This window comes from Providencia sp. PROV210 (assembly GCF_028479445.1).
Lineage (GTDB): Bacteria > Pseudomonadota > Gammaproteobacteria > Enterobacterales > Enterobacteriaceae > Providencia > Providencia rustigianii.
On the sequence record NZ_JAMPNQ010000015.1, the window covers coordinates 32,425 to 48,457 of the forward strand.

Consider the following 16,033-nt stretch of genomic DNA (forward strand, 5'->3'; position numbering starts at 1 on the left):
TATTAAAATTTTTCGTTATGAAGCCGATAAATTAAACAATTACCATTTTATCTCACCAAAAGAGAAATTCCATGCAGAAACTCCGTAACTATTCAATACGTGCTGTGATGCTCGTACTGTTAGGCATTCTATGTCTAAATTTAGGTGGAATCAGTCTATTTACCGGCTGGTCCCTTTCCCGTATTTCCGATGGTATTCATGTTGACCGGCAATTGGTAAAACAGATGACCGTACTGAGTCAGGGAAATGATCAGTATTTTCGTTTTGTTACCCGTTTAACCCGAGTCATGGAAACTAAAAATGAAGGAAAAGAGGGTGACTATACCCTAGTTAAAGACGCGTTGGTTAACATGGAGAAATATCTGGAAGAAATGAAATCTATTTCTCCGGGGCCCATGGATAAAGAGATTGCAGACCAAGTGATTAATTCATGGCAGGCGTTACTTGATGAGGGCGTGAAACCTCAACTGGCTATCTCTATGGGAGATGATAAAAATGCCTATCTTGCCCATGCACATAATGTGACCCCTGTTTTAAGTCGCGCTTTTGGTGCGGCTATCACTCAATTCAATCAAAGTGCCGATGTCATGATTGAACACACGCGGGAGACAGTTGATGGGCTAATGAGCATCACTCGTATTGTTATTGTCGTTGCTGCCATTTTTGGTTTATTCATTCTGATTTTTACAGACCGCTATCTGGTTCATATGATGCAGCGGCCATTGGATAGGATCCGCCAGTATTTTACGCAAATTGCCAAAGGAGATCTGAGCCAACCAATAGAACCTTTTGGGCGTAACTGTGCAGGGCGTTTATTTCCATTATTAGATGAGATGCAAAATAGTTTACGCGAGGCTGTACTCACTATTCGCAATGGCAGTGAAAGTATTTATCGAGGCGCGACAGAAATTTCTAATGGGAATAGTGATTTATCATCAAGAACGGAGCAACAGGCTGCAGCGTTAGAAGAAACGGCTGCGAGTATGGAAGAGATCACCGCCGCAGTACAGCTCAATGTTGAAAATACCCATCAAGCGAATCAGCTGGCAGCAGATGCATTTGTGGTGGCGAATCAAGGGGATTCTATCGTTGAGTCGGTTGTGAGCACTATGGGCGAAATTTCGCAAAGTTCGAAGAAGATTTCAGACATTATTAGCATGATGAATGATATCAGTTTTCAAACCAATATCTTGGCATTAAATGCCTCGATTGAAGCCGCGAGAGCTGGGGTTCATGGTCGCGGGTTTATGGTGGTTGCCGCCGAGGTTCGTAAGTTGGCCAGTCATAGTGCCGATGCCGCAATGGAAATTGAAAAATTGATTGCCGAGTCGAGTACATGTGTAGAAAAAGGGACGCATTTAGTTCATGAAATGGGTTCAACGATGACCAATATTCTGCAAGGTATTAATCAAGTGACCGCAATTATGAAGCAGATCACGACGGCTTCAGAAGAACAGAGTAAAGGTATTGCTCAAGTCGGTGTTGCTATCACTCAGATGGACAGTGTGACGCAGCAGAACGCATCTTTAGTTGAACAAGTTGCCACGGCCGCTAGCTCTTTAGAGCACCAAACTGAAGAGTTACAACAGTCGGTGAGTAAGTTTCAGCTAACGAGTGATACCCGAGTGTTAGCTGAACCTAAAGTTGCCTAATTGAGCAAGATTGATTGAGTCACAATTAAAAATAAAAACTCAGTATAGGCTTAGGGCTTATATTGGGTTTTCTTGGGTTACCATCAGAGTTTTTAATGCTTTATTTTATTCTTAAATTTAAGGTTCCAATAATTTATTTTTTGATTTTTATACGTGTTTATTAGCTAGTGTTAAACTTTATTATGATGCTTAAATTAATATTTAAAATTTAATTGATTTTTTTTGCTATTGTTATTCTGGCTATATTAATTATAAATCAGTGATTTTTTATTCTATAAGCTAAATTATTATAAGGACTAACTATGAATAAAAATTATTCTAAATCATTACTTTCAGGTGATGGGAATAATGATTATGAAAAATATATAAAATCAAAAATATTGTTATCTTTGCAAAAAAATAGTGAACAATGGTTAGACCGCGATGAGTTGCTATTTCAAATAACCCACCAATCTACAGAGTTATGGCTAAAACTGCATAATGAGGAGCTCAAAGAAGCCTTAAATCAGCTAAAAGATATGAAGCTATCAAAAGTGATCGCATTAGTCACACGTGCTCTTGAGTGTATTCGTTTAATAATCGGACAACTCGAAATTTTAACATTTATGACCCCTTGGGATTTTTTAAAAATTCGCCCTGCATTTGGAAATGGTTCAGGAATGGAATCACCGGGCTGGAAAAATTTAGGTATACAAGGACGATTTCTAGCCGAGCAATTTGAACAATATATAAAAGAAAATGAAATTGATCTTATACAGATATATATTCATCAAGCACACAGTGAATTATATAATCTATGTGAGATTTTGGTTCAATGGGATGACATGATATCGACATGGAGAGTTCGTCATTATAAAATTGCAGTTAGAACCCTTGGGCATGGAAGTATTGGGACTAAGGGTGATAATCTAGATAAACTTTCTGAAAAATTAAATATAAAGTATTTTCCTAGGTTATGGGAGTTAAGAGCTAGGCTTACAGAAATTTCAACAAATTAATATTATTATTTATCCAAATAAATTTCAGCTAACGGGAAATAAAAACTGTTAGCTGAAGATAAAGTCGATAAATGTTCGAATACGGAATAAAAATTTAGTATAGGCTTAGGGTTTATATTGGTTTTTCTTGGTATTGAATTTCTACGCTTTTTAACCATTTTTCTGCGAATTGAGCGGCTAACTCAGCTTCTTGAGCTTCAGTGATGACATAGCCGAGACGGCTGTAACTGTCTTTTAGTGCATTAACTTGTATTGGTGTTGGTACAAAATTGAATAATAAAGGCGTCGAGGATAATGAATTGACTTGGATCTTTGTTATAACGCCTAATTTTTCGGAGGTTAAAAAACGAATTGCAGTATATTTAGGAACATGATGCCGCGGTGGTGTATACGCCATGTTTTTGACATGCAAAGAAAGATAACATTCGATTAAATCGAAGCCTGTAGCTCTTTCACAAAGCTTATCAATCATCCCTCCGGCGACTCGAGGGTTAATTTCAATCAGTTTTATATCATTGTTATGCAGCTTAAATTCAACATGGGCGACGGTATGGGATAAATTAACGTGAGTTAGCCAGAGAATAACCGTCTGTATTATCTTTGCAGATAATGGTGATTCATAAGGGAAGTCATGACCAATTTCGACGGAATATTTTCCTGATGTCGTATATTTTTTTGTGATCCCTAAAATTTGCCAGCACGCTAATGTTGTGTCCCAATAAGCCTCTGCGCTATATTCATCACCTTCAATAAACTCTTCAACGAGATAGGTTGACGAAAGTTTATATCCTCGATGATTCGTTCTGAATTCGGTTAATTCTTTTATAGCTAAATCGAGATCTTCCATTGAATGGCAAACCGTCACTTTACTGCTGCCACTGTCATCACAAGGTTTAACGACTAAAGGAAAACACATTTTTGAGATATCTAATGTGTTATTGATATTACACACTTTATAGCGACAATTGGCATCAAGGTGATGTAGCTGCTGTCGAGTTTGATGTTTATATCGACAAGTTGCAAGTGAAGTTAAGTTTGGTGCAGGCAGCCCTAGAGCATGGGATACAGCGGCAGCATTGATGAGTCGGTAGTCATCAAAAGCCACGATACCATGGGTATCAAGCTCCATTGCATGACTAAGAATGGAGGCAATACAGTCTGTATTTAGCTCAACGAGGGTATCAACATAGAGCGTTGGGTTATCTGCTAATAGGTTATAAAAATCATTTTCTTTAGTAAAAAGTACAGTGTGATACCCTCTTTCTTTGGCTATCTTAATGGCCCTGACGCCAGTGCCTGAGATATTACATTCCAGAAATATGATGGTTTTCATGTTGTTTCCTCATGCTGATAATATATTCAATTCCAAATAAGAGAATCAGTAGTGAAAGCAATGTCACTGGGATAAAAATATGTATTTGATCTTGATTAGCGATAATCCCGACATATGCCCCAAAGGATTCTGCGAGCCCCCAAAAGAAAATACAGATCGAAAGTGACAATTTTTGGTTGTTAAATGGGCACTTTTCAATCGCGAGGCTATTGTTGTATGGACTCCAAATGAGCTCGCTGAAGGTAAATAAGATGATGAGTAAATAGATTTGCATCAATGCACTAAAGTTTAGAAATAACAACAGTGTTGCTATTAAGATTATGCTAAATTTATAAATAATGGATTGGGTCATTTTTATTTGTTTATCAATTAATTGCGTGATTTTTATTTGGAGGGATATGATCATGAACGCATTCAAAATAAACAAATAAGAGACACTAATATAGTCTCTAGCACCTTGATAATTTATTTCAAATAAGTAAGCCAGATTTCGAAAAACTAAGCCCAACATAAAAAAGGGAATAGCGCTATAACCCAAAAAAATGATCCATTCAAAAAAACTAACAGCGATTTTGTTTTGTTGGTTTTGGGCTGGTTTAGCGTGTTTTACATCAATTATGGTTAGTGAGTATAGAGCAGCAAAAAACATGATGCCGGCAGGGAGAAAGATCACTCCAGAATAAAAACTATTATAAAACCACTCGCCTACTGCACCACCCACAGCAGATGAAATATTGACTATGACATTTAATAACGAAAAATTTTTCACTCTATCAGAGTGACTGTTACTTTCAGCGATGAATAAACTACAACAGACATTAGCAATAGAAAACCCTGCACCGATAAAAGCAGTTGATAAAAATATAAAGTAAAAATTTGAAATGAAATAGATAGAAAGAATCGATAAACAAGAAATTAAGTAACTTAAAAACAGTGTTGTTTTATAGTTCAGATAGCTAATAATAAAGTGTGTGAAAAGAGAAAAGGCTCGGCTAATGAATAAGAATGTAAATATAATAATAGCAATATGGCTCTCGTTTATATTTTTATAATGAAGAAGGTATAAAGAAAAAAATGGAAGGAAACTGTAAAATGAGATACCCGATAAAAATCGAGTTTTCATGATTTTATTTATCATATTAAAAAAATTCTATTTTTTGAAATAGGGAGTCTATCTGCATTATCATAGACTCTGAAATATTACTGCTAGTAACAAAACGTACAATATCGGATGTCCAAGCAGTCGATAATATTCCATGGCTTTTTAGTGAGTGCACAAGATTATTTGCATCTTGAGTTTTTACCATGACAATATTGGTTTCCACAGGGTAAGCTAATTGAAAATACTTTGATGCAATAGACGCAAGATGAACCGCATTTTTATGGTCAGTGCGTAGCCTTGATTCATAATGCTCAAGTTTATTTAAGGCAATCGCCGCCAGTAACCCTGATTGGTGTAATGCTCCGCCGTACCACTTTCTGAAGCGTTTCGCTTTTTCTATATGATGTTTTTCGCCCACTAGCACTGACCCAAATGGCGCCCCAATGCCTTTTGACAAGCAGATATTGAGAAGGTCAACATCTTTAACATATTCCTGTGGAGGGATACCAAGAGAGATGCAGCTATTTAATACTCGCGCACCATCCAAAAATAGTGACATATTTTTTTCAATGCATAGCTGCTTGAGTTTTTTTATTTCGGCTAATGGGAATGTGATTCCACCGTAGGTACTTATGCTGCTTTCTATCGCTATGATTTTGGGCGAGGCGTATAAATTGGACCAACGGGCCTTATTATTAATAGCTTGAATAACGTCTTTTTCAGTTAAAATACCATTTTTAGTTTTAACATTATTAATAATTAAACCACTGAGTATCGAAGTTTGGGCTGATTCAAAAAAACAAATATGGTAGCCAACTTCAGTAATAACTTCATCGCCTAAAGAGGATAAAACTTTTAAACCAATTTGATTGCTCATCGTACCGGATGGCATAAATAAGGCACTTTCTTTATTAAAAAGTTGAGAGATATAAGATTCTAATTCTTTCACGTAAATATCTTCATTGTAACAATCATCACTAATATAATTGTAATTTATATTATTCAAGTCTTCTTTATTTATTCTTGTCAGCGTATCACTTCTTAAATCAATAGTTATCATTCAAATCCTTTTAATTTCCATGGCCAATTTTTATTGGTGAGTGTAATAAGATTTTTGAATTTATAAATCTAGCTGGAAAATAGCAAGGGTTAAAAAATAGGATTTTATTAATTGTGATGATGCTCATGAATAAAGCATAGGATTAAAATAAGATTGATTTATTTGTAAAATAAATAATTATCGTATTAGAAAGGCGAGTGATTATTTCGAAGGAACGACATAGGGGGTGAGGTAATCATTAAGTACAAAAAAGCCCTTTCTAACATCAGAAAGGGCTTCTAAAAACACTGCATTAACCGACTAGGATTAGTTCATGCCGTATTTTTTCAGTTTCTTACGCAGAGTTCCGCGGTTGATACCCATCATTAGGGCTGCACGGGTCTGGTTTCCACGGGTATATTGCATAACCATGTCCAACAAAGGCTGTTCTACTTCAGCCAATACTAGCTCATATAAATCGTTAACATCTTGGTTATTTAATTGAGCAAAATAGTTCTTCAGTGCTTGCTTAACTGAATCACGCAACGGTTTTTGTGTTACTTGATCTTGTGAATTTACAGTTGCAACGGTTAGTACGTCAGAATTTACGCGTTGTTCGAACATAGTTCTGTCAGCTCTTATCTTTTAATTACGCAAAAATTTTCAAAAAATGCTTCCAACACCTCCAGCTGTTCGCTGGCATCCTCAATGGCGTTGAAGGAGCGCCTAAACTGGTCATCAGGTGCATGTTCTTGTAAGTACCAAGAAACATGTTTGCGCGCTATACGGGCTCCCTTGCCTTGACCATAAAAGTCGTGCAATTCCCGTACATGCCCTAACATAGTGCTTTTCACCTCTGCCATAGGCATTGGTGGCAATATTTCACCTGTGTCCAGATAATGCTGGATTTCCCGAAAGATCCAGGGTCTTCCCTGAGCTGCTCTGCCTACCATCAAGGCATCCGCCCCTGTGTAGTCTAAAACAGCTCTGGCTTTTAGCGGGTCAGTAATGTCGCCATTGGCAATAACCGGAATGGAAACAGTCTGCTTAACTGCCCGAATATTGTCATATTCAGCTTCACCATTAAATAAACAGGCTCTAGTTCTGCCATGAATGGTGAGAGCTTGAATGCCACAATCTTCGGCCAACTTGGCAATCTCTATGCAGTTACGCTCTTCAGGTGACCAGCCTGTGCGGATTTTCAGTGTTACTGGAACATCCACAGATTTTACAACGGTCTCTAGGATTGATTTAACAATCTCCGGATAACGCAGTAATGCTGAGCCTGCAAGCTTACGATTCACTTTCTTAGCTGGGCAACCCATATTGATATCAATGATTTGAGCGCCGCTCTCAACGTTAATTTGAGCTGCTGCGGCCATTTCATCAGGATCATTGCCAGCTATTTGAACGGAACGCACCCCGAGTTCATCACGGTGAACCATTCTGAGCTTAGATTTGTCTGTCTTCCATACTTGAGGATTAGAAGAAAGCATCTCCGATACTGTCATTCCAGCACCCATCGCATAACAGAGAGTCCTAAAAGGTTTATCTGTAATGCCTGCCATGGGGGCAGCAATAAGACAGTTTCTCAACTGATATTGTCCGATTCGCATAACTAAAATGGGGGCCATACTGTGACTGCAAGGGCGCGTATATTACGCATTTTTTACGAGATATGAAAGGACAAACTTTGAGCAAACGCGTATTTATCACTAACTTTTTTATCTTGATTTTTTAAAAATCATAAAATTAGTGTTATTTAACAATCCGTTAGATGGTTTCTAACAGCAAATCATTAAAAGAACGATTACTTTGATTATTGCCTGTTCAGTTCTCGAGCAGAACAGATTACCATCAATTGCTGAGCAATATTTGAGCTATAAGATAATCCATTCCGCAATTAATTACAAAGAAATTATTCTTCGATTTTTATCGCAAACCCTTTAAAAATGCTTGACACCAGTGATCCGGCACCATTCATCTTTCTCTGCGACAGGGTCAATTTCGAAGTCAGCACGATAAGCATCCGCCACACTTTCAGCTTGTGTCGCCAGAACACCAGAAAGGCCTAATAATCCCCCAGCACGAGGTAGAACACTAATCATTGGAGCCAGTTCGCGTAATGGGCCAGCAAGGATGTTAGCAACCACCACATCGGCTTGTAAGTCTTGAGGTTGGTCTTTCGCTAGATAGAGGGATAAACGCTCTGAGACGCCGTTACGTTCAGCATTATCTCGACTTGCGGTTATCGCTTGAGGATCAATATCGATCCCGATGGCATGGGCGGCACCTAATTTTAGTGCGGCAATGGCCAAAATACCGGATCCACAGCCAAAGTCGATCACGGTTTTACCTTCAAGATCAATCCCATCAAGCCATTCAAGACACAAAGATGTTGTTGGGTGGGTACCAGTACCGAATGCCAATCCCGGATCTAGCATCACGTTGACGGCGGTTGGGTCTGGTACATCGCGCCAGCTTGGGCAGATCCATAAACGTTGACCAAAACGCATTGGGTGGAAGTTATCCATCCATTCACGTTCCCAGTCTTTATCTTCAATCTGTTCAATTTTATGAACGAAACCTGCACCCAGCAAAGGACTATTTTCTAGCTGTGCTATCACGAGTTTCATGTCAGTTTCAGCATCATACAGCGCAATAACATCGGTATCGCCCCATAAACGTGTTTCGCCCGGTAGTGGCTCAAATACTGGGGTGTCATGGCTATCTTGAAAAGTAACAGAAACAGCGCCGGTTTCCATTAATTCATCGCCAAGTGCTTCTGCATTGCTTGCATTTGAATTTAGTCTGATTTGTATCCAAGGCATATTCGTTTCTCTTATCTTAAATTCTAATTTGTTGATAGTTCATTTGCTGCCGATTGTACGGGGTTTTTACCAAAAAGGTTACCCACCAAAAATGCAGCTAAACTGAGGAGCAGCGACGGAACGATGGCGTGGAAGCCCATAATTTCAATCTTGAATGAGGCGAAAATGGCGTAGCAAACGCCGCCTACGATCATTCCACTCAAGGCGCCTGTTCCATTGGCTTTTTCCCAATACAGTCCTAGGACTAATGGCCAGAGGAATACCGCCTCTAAACCACCAAAGGCTAATAAATTTAACCAGATGATCATCTGTGGTGGGTTCCAAGCGGCAATCAGCAATAACGCTCCTAAAATTAAGGTTGAGAAACTGGAAATACGCGCCAGTCTTTTCTCATTAGTAATCTGTTTAGGCACCGTATTGAGATAAATATCTTTCACAATCGTTGCTGATGACTGCAATAACTGGGCGTTAATGGTCGACATGATAGCGGCCATTGGGGCCGCTAAGAAAATACCCGCAGCAAATGGTGGCAATACTTGTACCATTAAGGTTGGGATTACTTGGTCAGGAATAGTTAAATCCGGCAATATTGCGCGACCTAAAGCCCCCGCAAAGTGCATACCAAACATCAAGATTGCCATGACGATGGTGCCCAAGATAATTCCTTTATGGACAGCTTTACTGTCTTTGTACGAAATACAACGTACCGCAGTATGGGGCAAGCCAATTACGCCGAAACAGACTAAAACCCAAAATGACGCTAAGAATGGACCACTTAATATGTCGTCAGCACCTTCTGGAGAAACCAATTTTGGATCAATGGAATGCAGTTTTTCTACGGCAGCAGGTAATCCTCCTGCATGATAGATAATGGCGACTAATAAAATTACGGTACCCAGCAGCATAACTAGCCCTTGGAGGGCATCGTTCAGCACACTGGCACGGAAACCACCAATGGCGGTATACAGTGCAATTGAGATACCAAAAATGAGCAGCCCATACGTGTAAGGAATGCCTGCGGCGGTTTCTAATAACCGCGCACCACCGATAAATTGCACAGTCATCGCCCCAAAGAAAGCGATCAATAAGCTGACACTGGCAAACCAGACTAAAAAGCGGCTTTGATAGCGGGCATATAGCATGTCATTTAAGGTAACGGCATTATAACGTCGTGCCAAAATTGCGAATTTTTTACCTAGAACGCCGAGGGAAAGCCAAATTGCAGGTAACTGGATCATGGAGAGAAGCACCCAGCCTAGCCCGTATTTGTATGCAGCTCCCGGTCCGCCAATAAATGAACTGGCGCTGATATAGGTTGCCGTAATGGTCATGGCGAGCACAAAGCCGCCCATGGAACGGTTACCTAAGAAATACTCGTTAAGAAACTCCCCTTTAGTGCGTTTTTTGTACGCATAGAGTGAAAGGAGAAAGACGAGGATGAGATAACCAATTAAGGGTAGGAGAACTTCAGTCTGCATCTTTCTCCTCCAGAGGGATATCTTTGAAAATGAGTTTAACCATCATGATGCACAGTAAAATAAAAATGATGGGAAGAATCAGACATGACCATTCAAACCATAATGGTAGTCCAGTAACACCAATGGCATTACTGGGTAAGTAAGCACTGATTATCCAGCCGATCATATAGGCAATTGTGAGATACAGTGCCCAGCGAGCTTCCCTGTTTGATTGAAGAAAACGTTTATCCATCCGTTTTTCCTCCTCATGGTGACAAAAATAATCGGGGATTGTACGACAATCTAATGATTGAGTGTGAAAAATAGCGAAACAAAAGCAATAATCTGATGAATTCAAAACAAAAAAATACCGGAAATGTACTTTCCGGTATTCATGTTTTTTGATGATAAATCTCAATGATTCAAGTAATTATTCTTGAATACCGAGTTTTTTCTCCAAATAGTGGATGTTAGTCCCACCTTTGGCGAAGTTTTCATCATTCATGATCATTTGTTGCAGTTCGATATTGGTTTTAATGCCATCGATGATCAGCTCGTTCAGCGCATTCTTCATACGAGCAATAGCGATTTCACGAGTTTCACCGTAGGTGATTAATTTACCAATCATGGAATCATAGTACGGAGGTACAGTGTAGCCCGCGTAAATATGTGATTCCCAACGAACACCGAAGCCACCTGGAGAGTGGAAACGGGTGATTTTACCTGGACTTGGCAGAAATGTGTTCGCGTCTTCTGCGTTGATACGACATTCAATCGCATGACCGTGAACATTGATTTGATCCTGAGTCACAGACAGGGGTAATCCAGATGCAACACGCAGTTGTTCTTTGATTAAGTCAATGCCAGTGATCATTTCTGTTACTGGATGCTCAACCTGAATACGGGTATTCATTTCAATGAAATAAAATTCACCGTTTTCATATAAGAACTCAAAGGTACCTGCACCACGGTAACCAATTTCAATACATGCGTTGGCACAGCGCTCACCGATATTACGGCGAATTTCCGGTGTAATTCCCGGTGCTGGTGCCTCTTCAACCACTTTTTGGTGGCGACGTTGCATTGAACAGTCACGCTCTGCTAAGTAGACCGCATGGCCTTGACCATCGGCCATGACTTGAATTTCAACGTGACGTGGGTTTTCAAGGTATTTCTCCATGTAAACCATGTCATTGTTGAATGCGGCTTTTGCTTCAGCGCGAGTCAGGTTAATCGATGATTCTAAATCTTTTGCATTGCGAACGACGCGCATACCACGACCACCACCACCACCAGATGCTTTGATGATGACAGGGAAACCGATGCGTTTAGCAATTTCTTTGTTTTTTTCTGTGTCGTTGCCTAATGGGCCGTCAGAACCCGGTACGCAAGGAACACCGGCTTTTTTCATCGCGCTAATTGCCGAAACTTTGTCACCCATTAGGCGGATAGTTTCAGCTCTTGGGCCGATAAAAATAAAGCCTGATTGCTCTACTTGTTCTGCAAAATCCGCATTTTCAGACAGGAAGCCGTATCCTGGGTGAATAGCTTGTGCGCCTGAAATTTCAGCCGCCGCAATGATTGCTGGAACATTTAAGTAGCTTTTGGCTGATGCTGCTGGACCGATGCAGATTGTTTCATCTGCCAGCAACACGTGTTTTAAATCTCTATCTGCCGTGGAGTGAACCGCAACAGTTTTAATGCCGAGTTCTTTACATGCACGCAGAATACGCAGTGCAATTTCCCCACGGTTCGCGATAACAATTTTTTCCAACATGGAAACGCCTCGTTATTCGATGACAACTAATGGCTCGTCAAATTCTATTGCATCACCGTTTTGCAACAAAATAGCTTTAACAACACCAGCTTTATCTGCTTCGATTTGGTTCATCATTTTCATCGCTTCAACGATGCAAAGAGGATCACCAACATTCACTGTTTGACCAACTTCAACGAATGGTTTGGCTTCTGGGCTCGGAGAACGGTAGAAAGTACCAACCATTGGTGAGCGAACTTGGTGACCAGAAACTGCCGCTGTAGCGACTGGTGTTACAGCATCTTGTGCAGGCGCAACGGCATTAGATAATGCGGGTTGTTGTGCAGTAGGTGCTGAGTAAAACTGCTGAGGAGCGGCCATCATTTGAGGCGCTGCTGACATGCGACTGATACGTACTGACTCTTCACCTTCAGAAATTTCCAGTTCAGAAATGCCAGACTCTTCAACTAGCTCGATCAGCTTTTTAATCTTACGAATATCCATGGATATGATTCCGTACTCTTATATTTGGATTGAATTAATTTGTCGCACACGGTTAACCGCGGCTTGCAATGCAAAACTGTAACCCTCTGCGCCAAGACCACAAATAACTCCATTTGACATATCGGAGAAATAAGAATGATGGCGAAAGAGTTCTCTAGCATAAATATTAGACAGATGAATTTCGATAAACGGAATACAAACTGCTAATAGCGCATCACGCAAAGCAACACTCGTATGCGTAAATGCGGCCGGATTGATTAGAATATAATCAGTGTTATCTTTTGCAGCATGGACTCTATCGATTAGCTCATGCTCTGCGTTTGACTGAAAATGGCTCAACTTCACCCCTAAATTCTCTGCTTCTTGCATCAGGTTCGATACAATTTCAGAAAGAGGACGAGGTCCATACTTGTCTGGTTCTCTCGAACCCAGCATATTTAGGTTCGGTCCGTTAAGGAGCAAAATATGAATATCTTCTGTCATTGTGTTGCTAACTCCGACGATATGTCAATAATCCGACAACATAACTCTATGTCACCGGTTTGTCATCTTTTATCATAAAAATAAATAGATTTTCTACTGACAAGGACGGTCATTATAATTATTTCGTCGCATATAGCAGCAAAATACTGGTCTTATCAGAGAAATTACCTGAATTTATTTTATAAATTGTGGGGTAATCCACATAGTTACAGCACTATTTCAAAAGTAGATGATTTAAATTTGAAGGTTAACTAGGGTACGCCCTGTAATCTGATTTTTTAAGAGTTTTTTGGCGCACTCTACGGTTTCTTCTAGTGTAATTTCACGGCTAACTTGGCCATAGAAGCTTTCAGGAAGTAATTGTGTGAGTCGCTCCCAGACTTTTTGACGTTTAGCCGCAGGGTAGTAGACAGAATCTACGCCTTGTAAGCGAATATTGCGTAAGATAAACGGCATAACGGTAGTTGGTAATGCTATCCCGCCAGCTAATCCGCACGCGGCAACGGCACCATTATAATTGATTTGCGCTAAAATATTGGCGAGAACGTCTCCGCCGACAGTATCAACAGCACCAGCCCAACGTTGTTTGTCGAGGGGCTTCGCGGGGTTAGTGAAATCATGGCGAGGAAGCACACTTTTTGCGCCAATTTGTTGAAGATAGTCGTAATTTTCAGGTCGTCCTGAAATGGCAACCACGTGATAGCCTAATATTGATAACAGTTGGGTAGCAATACTTCCGACACCGCCGCTGGCACCACTGACAATAATTTCACCACTTTCTGGGGTGATGCCAGCGTCTTCGAGAGCATTGACACAGAGCATTGCCGTAAATCCTGCGGTTCCAATAATCATTGCGTGTTTCAATGATAAAGCTTCAGGTAGGGGAGTTAAATAGTCTGCTGGCACTCTAGCTTGGCTTGCTAATCCACCCCAATGATTTTCGCCAACACCCCATCCGGTTAAGAGTACATGCTGCCCAATACGAAAACGAGGATCTTCGCTATGGTGAACAATACCAGAGAAATCTATGCCTGGAATCATCGGATATTGGCGAACGACTCCCGCTTTTCCGTTGATAGCTAACGCGTCTTTATAGTTAATTGTTGACCAGTGAATATCAACAATCACATCACCCGCAGGTAAATCTTCAGTGGAGATGTGGCTAATTTCCGGAGTAATACTGTCGTTTTGTCGATGCAAAATAAGCGCTTTCATGATCTACCCCTAATTGATGAATTAAAAATATTTTTTAATTTACACATAGGCAAAATTGTTTTCCTTGACCCCATTATGGTGTTTGCATTTTTACTTGTGTAATTAATTTGTAAAAATGCATTTTTTTACTGGCATAACTAGGCTTTTATCATGCAAAATGTCCTACTCTGACTTATACATCGGCATATAGATATATTTAAGCCTTATTTTTGGTTGATAATAGAATTCACTAGATTTAAGTTCACTTATTTTGTTGGTAAAAAGCGGGTTGTATAGCAATAATTAAAATAGATAAATTATATTTGAACTTGTAGGCGTTAAAGCTTGTCACACTGGGAAGACCATAAAGATGGAGTATATAACAACCAGATGGCTGTCCTTGATTTGTGCGTGAATAGTTTTCGATAACAGTAACGTATGAATTAGCGGTCGCTTTCGAGGTTTTTATCTGCTTCGTTTAGTATAGAAGCATGTACAATATTAGTATGTGAAAATAAATGAATTAACCATATTTATGAAGTGATTGATTTACGCCTTGAGGCAACTTCAAGTGGTTGGTAGAGTAGACGGGTTTTTATTCGTCCCCAGCTTGCAGGATAACCCTTTCGTTATGTTTAAAAAATTTCGTGGCATGTTTTCTAATGACCTGTCGATTGACTTGGGTACTGCCAATACCCTCATTTATGTCAAAGGACAAGGCGTCAAATTAAATGAACCTTCTGTTGTCGCTATTCGCCAAGACCGTTCCGGTTCGGCAAAAAGTGTTGCTGCGGTTGGTGGTGAAGCTAAGCAGATGCTGGGGCGTACACCGGGTAACATTTCAGCTATTCGCCCAATGAAAGATGGGGTGATTGCAGACTTTTTCCTAACCGAAAAAATGTTACAACACTTCATTAAGCAAGTTCATAGCAACAGTTTCTTACGCCCAAGCCCACGCGTGTTAGTTTGTGTGCCTGTCGGTGCAACGCAAGTTGAGCGTAAAGCCATCCGCGAATCAGCATTAAGTGCTGGTGCTCGCGAAGTCTTCTTAATTGAAGAGCCTATGGCGGCTGCAATCGGAGCTGGCTTACCAGTATCTGAAGCAACGGGTTCTATGGTGGTGGATATCGGCGGTGGTACAACTGAAGTTGCCGTTATCTCCCTGAATGGCGTTGTTTACTCTTCTTCTGTACGTATTGGTGGTGACCGTTTTGACGAGTCAATTATCAATTACGTGCGCCGTAACTATGGTTCTCTGATTGGTGAAGCGACTGCTGAGCGAATTAAACACGGAATCGGCTCGGCTTTCCCAACTGATGAAGTTTATGAAATTGAAGTTCGTGGTCGTAACCTTGCTGAAGGTGTACCTCGCGGTTTCAAAATGAACTCCAACGAAATCTTAGAAGCGTTACAAGAACCGTTAACCGGTATTGTTAGCGCGGTTATGTTAGCGTTAGAACAGTGTCCACCAGAATTAGCCTCTGATATTTCAGAGCGCGGAATGGTATTGACGGGCGGTGGTGCTCTCCTGCGTAATTTAGATCGTTTATTAATGGAAGAGACTGGTATCCCAGTTATCGTTGCTGAAGATCCTTTAACCTGTGTTGCCCGTGGTGGCGGTAAAGCGTTAGAGATGATCGATATGCACGGTGGTGACTTGTTTAGCGAAGACTAAATCACGCCA

15 protein-coding genes are annotated in these 16,033 nt (G+C 40.3%); 3 read left to right on the forward strand and 12 right to left on the reverse strand.

Translation table 11 applies throughout. From position 1 onward, the window contains the following. Window positions 1–71 precede the first annotated feature (71 nt). On the forward strand, window positions 72–1,652 hold the full coding sequence (locus PR761_RS11780; RefSeq protein WP_112837363.1) for a methyl-accepting chemotaxis protein: 1,581 nt from the start codon (window positions 72–74) through the stop codon (window positions 1,650–1,652). A 302-nt stretch (window positions 1,653–1,954) separates the two neighbouring features. Beyond that, complete coding sequence (locus PR761_RS11785; RefSeq protein ID WP_006814263.1) at window positions 1,955–2,650, forward strand: tryptophan 2,3-dioxygenase family protein; 696 nt, start codon at window positions 1,955–1,957, stop codon at window positions 2,648–2,650. Between the two features lie 112 nt (window positions 2,651–2,762). On the opposite strand, the gene PR761_RS11790 is transcribed toward PR761_RS11785, so the two are convergent. The 12 genes from PR761_RS11790 to acuI form a co-directional block, all read right to left on the reverse strand. Next, entirely contained in the window at window positions 2,763–3,983 is a 1,221-nt protein-coding gene (locus PR761_RS11790; RefSeq protein ID WP_006814262.1) for an ATP-grasp domain-containing protein, read from the reverse strand. After that, window positions 3,955–5,121 carry an MFS transporter gene (locus tag PR761_RS11795; RefSeq protein WP_230083567.1) on the reverse strand — a complete coding sequence of 389 codons (1,167 nt, stop codon included), beginning with the start codon at window positions 5,119–5,121 and terminating at the stop codon, window positions 3,955–3,957. The genes PR761_RS11790 and PR761_RS11795 overlap by 29 nt, the downstream gene beginning before the upstream one ends. A gap of 1 nt (window position 5,122) precedes the next feature. Then, the gene (locus PR761_RS11800; RefSeq protein ID WP_115164698.1) at window positions 5,123–6,145 is read right to left on the reverse strand and encodes a threonine aldolase family protein; all 1,023 of its coding nucleotides are present in this window, start codon (window positions 6,143–6,145) and stop codon (window positions 5,123–5,125) included. Between the two features lie 306 nt (window positions 6,146–6,451). Then, a complete protein-coding gene (fis, locus tag PR761_RS11805) occupies window positions 6,452–6,748 on the reverse strand; it encodes a DNA-binding transcriptional regulator Fis (RefSeq protein WP_004258438.1) in 297 nt (98 codons plus the stop codon). A gap of 14 nt (window positions 6,749–6,762) precedes the next feature. After that, window positions 6,763–7,740, reverse strand: coding sequence for a tRNA dihydrouridine synthase DusB (dusB, locus tag PR761_RS11810; protein ID WP_039854958.1), 978 nt, complete (start codon window positions 7,738–7,740; stop codon window positions 6,763–6,765). 330 nt (window positions 7,741–8,070) lie between these two features. After that, window positions 8,071–8,955 carry a 50S ribosomal protein L11 methyltransferase gene (prmA, locus tag PR761_RS11815; RefSeq protein ID WP_006814258.1) on the reverse strand — a complete coding sequence of 295 codons (885 nt, stop codon included), beginning with the start codon at window positions 8,953–8,955 and terminating at the stop codon, window positions 8,071–8,073. Window positions 8,956–8,978: 23 nt separating this feature from the next. After that, on the reverse strand, window positions 8,979–10,433 hold the full coding sequence (panF, locus tag PR761_RS11820) for a sodium/pantothenate symporter (RefSeq protein ID WP_006814257.1): 1,455 nt from the start codon (window positions 10,431–10,433) through the stop codon (window positions 8,979–8,981). Beyond that, window positions 10,423–10,665 (reverse strand): DUF997 family protein, encoded by a 243-nt coding sequence (locus PR761_RS11825; protein ID WP_006814256.1) that lies wholly within the window; start codon window positions 10,663–10,665, stop codon window positions 10,423–10,425. Before PR761_RS11825 ends, panF begins: the two co-directional genes overlap by 11 nt. Window positions 10,666–10,842: 177 nt before the next feature. Continuing rightward, window positions 10,843–12,189 (reverse strand): acetyl-CoA carboxylase biotin carboxylase subunit, encoded by a 1,347-nt coding sequence (accC, locus tag PR761_RS11830; protein ID WP_006814255.1) that lies wholly within the window; start codon window positions 12,187–12,189, stop codon window positions 10,843–10,845. A 12-nt stretch (window positions 12,190–12,201) separates the two neighbouring features. After that, on the reverse strand, window positions 12,202–12,672 hold the full coding sequence (gene accB, locus PR761_RS11835) for an acetyl-CoA carboxylase biotin carboxyl carrier protein (protein ID WP_006814254.1): 471 nt from the start codon (window positions 12,670–12,672) through the stop codon (window positions 12,202–12,204). A gap of 18 nt (window positions 12,673–12,690) precedes the next feature. Next, window positions 12,691–13,155 carry a type II 3-dehydroquinate dehydratase gene (aroQ, locus tag PR761_RS11840; RefSeq protein ID WP_006814253.1) on the reverse strand — a complete coding sequence of 155 codons (465 nt, stop codon included), beginning with the start codon at window positions 13,153–13,155 and terminating at the stop codon, window positions 12,691–12,693. A gap of 234 nt (window positions 13,156–13,389) precedes the next feature. After that, a complete protein-coding gene (acuI, locus tag PR761_RS11845) occupies window positions 13,390–14,370 on the reverse strand; it encodes an acrylyl-CoA reductase (NADPH) (protein ID WP_006814252.1) in 981 nt (326 codons plus the stop codon). Window positions 14,371–14,980: 610 nt separating this feature from the next. Between acuI and PR761_RS11850 the strand changes: the two genes are divergently transcribed. Further along, complete coding sequence (locus PR761_RS11850) at window positions 14,981–16,024, forward strand: rod shape-determining protein (RefSeq protein WP_039854762.1); 1,044 nt, start codon at window positions 14,981–14,983, stop codon at window positions 16,022–16,024. Window positions 16,025–16,033: the final 9 nt, after the last annotated feature.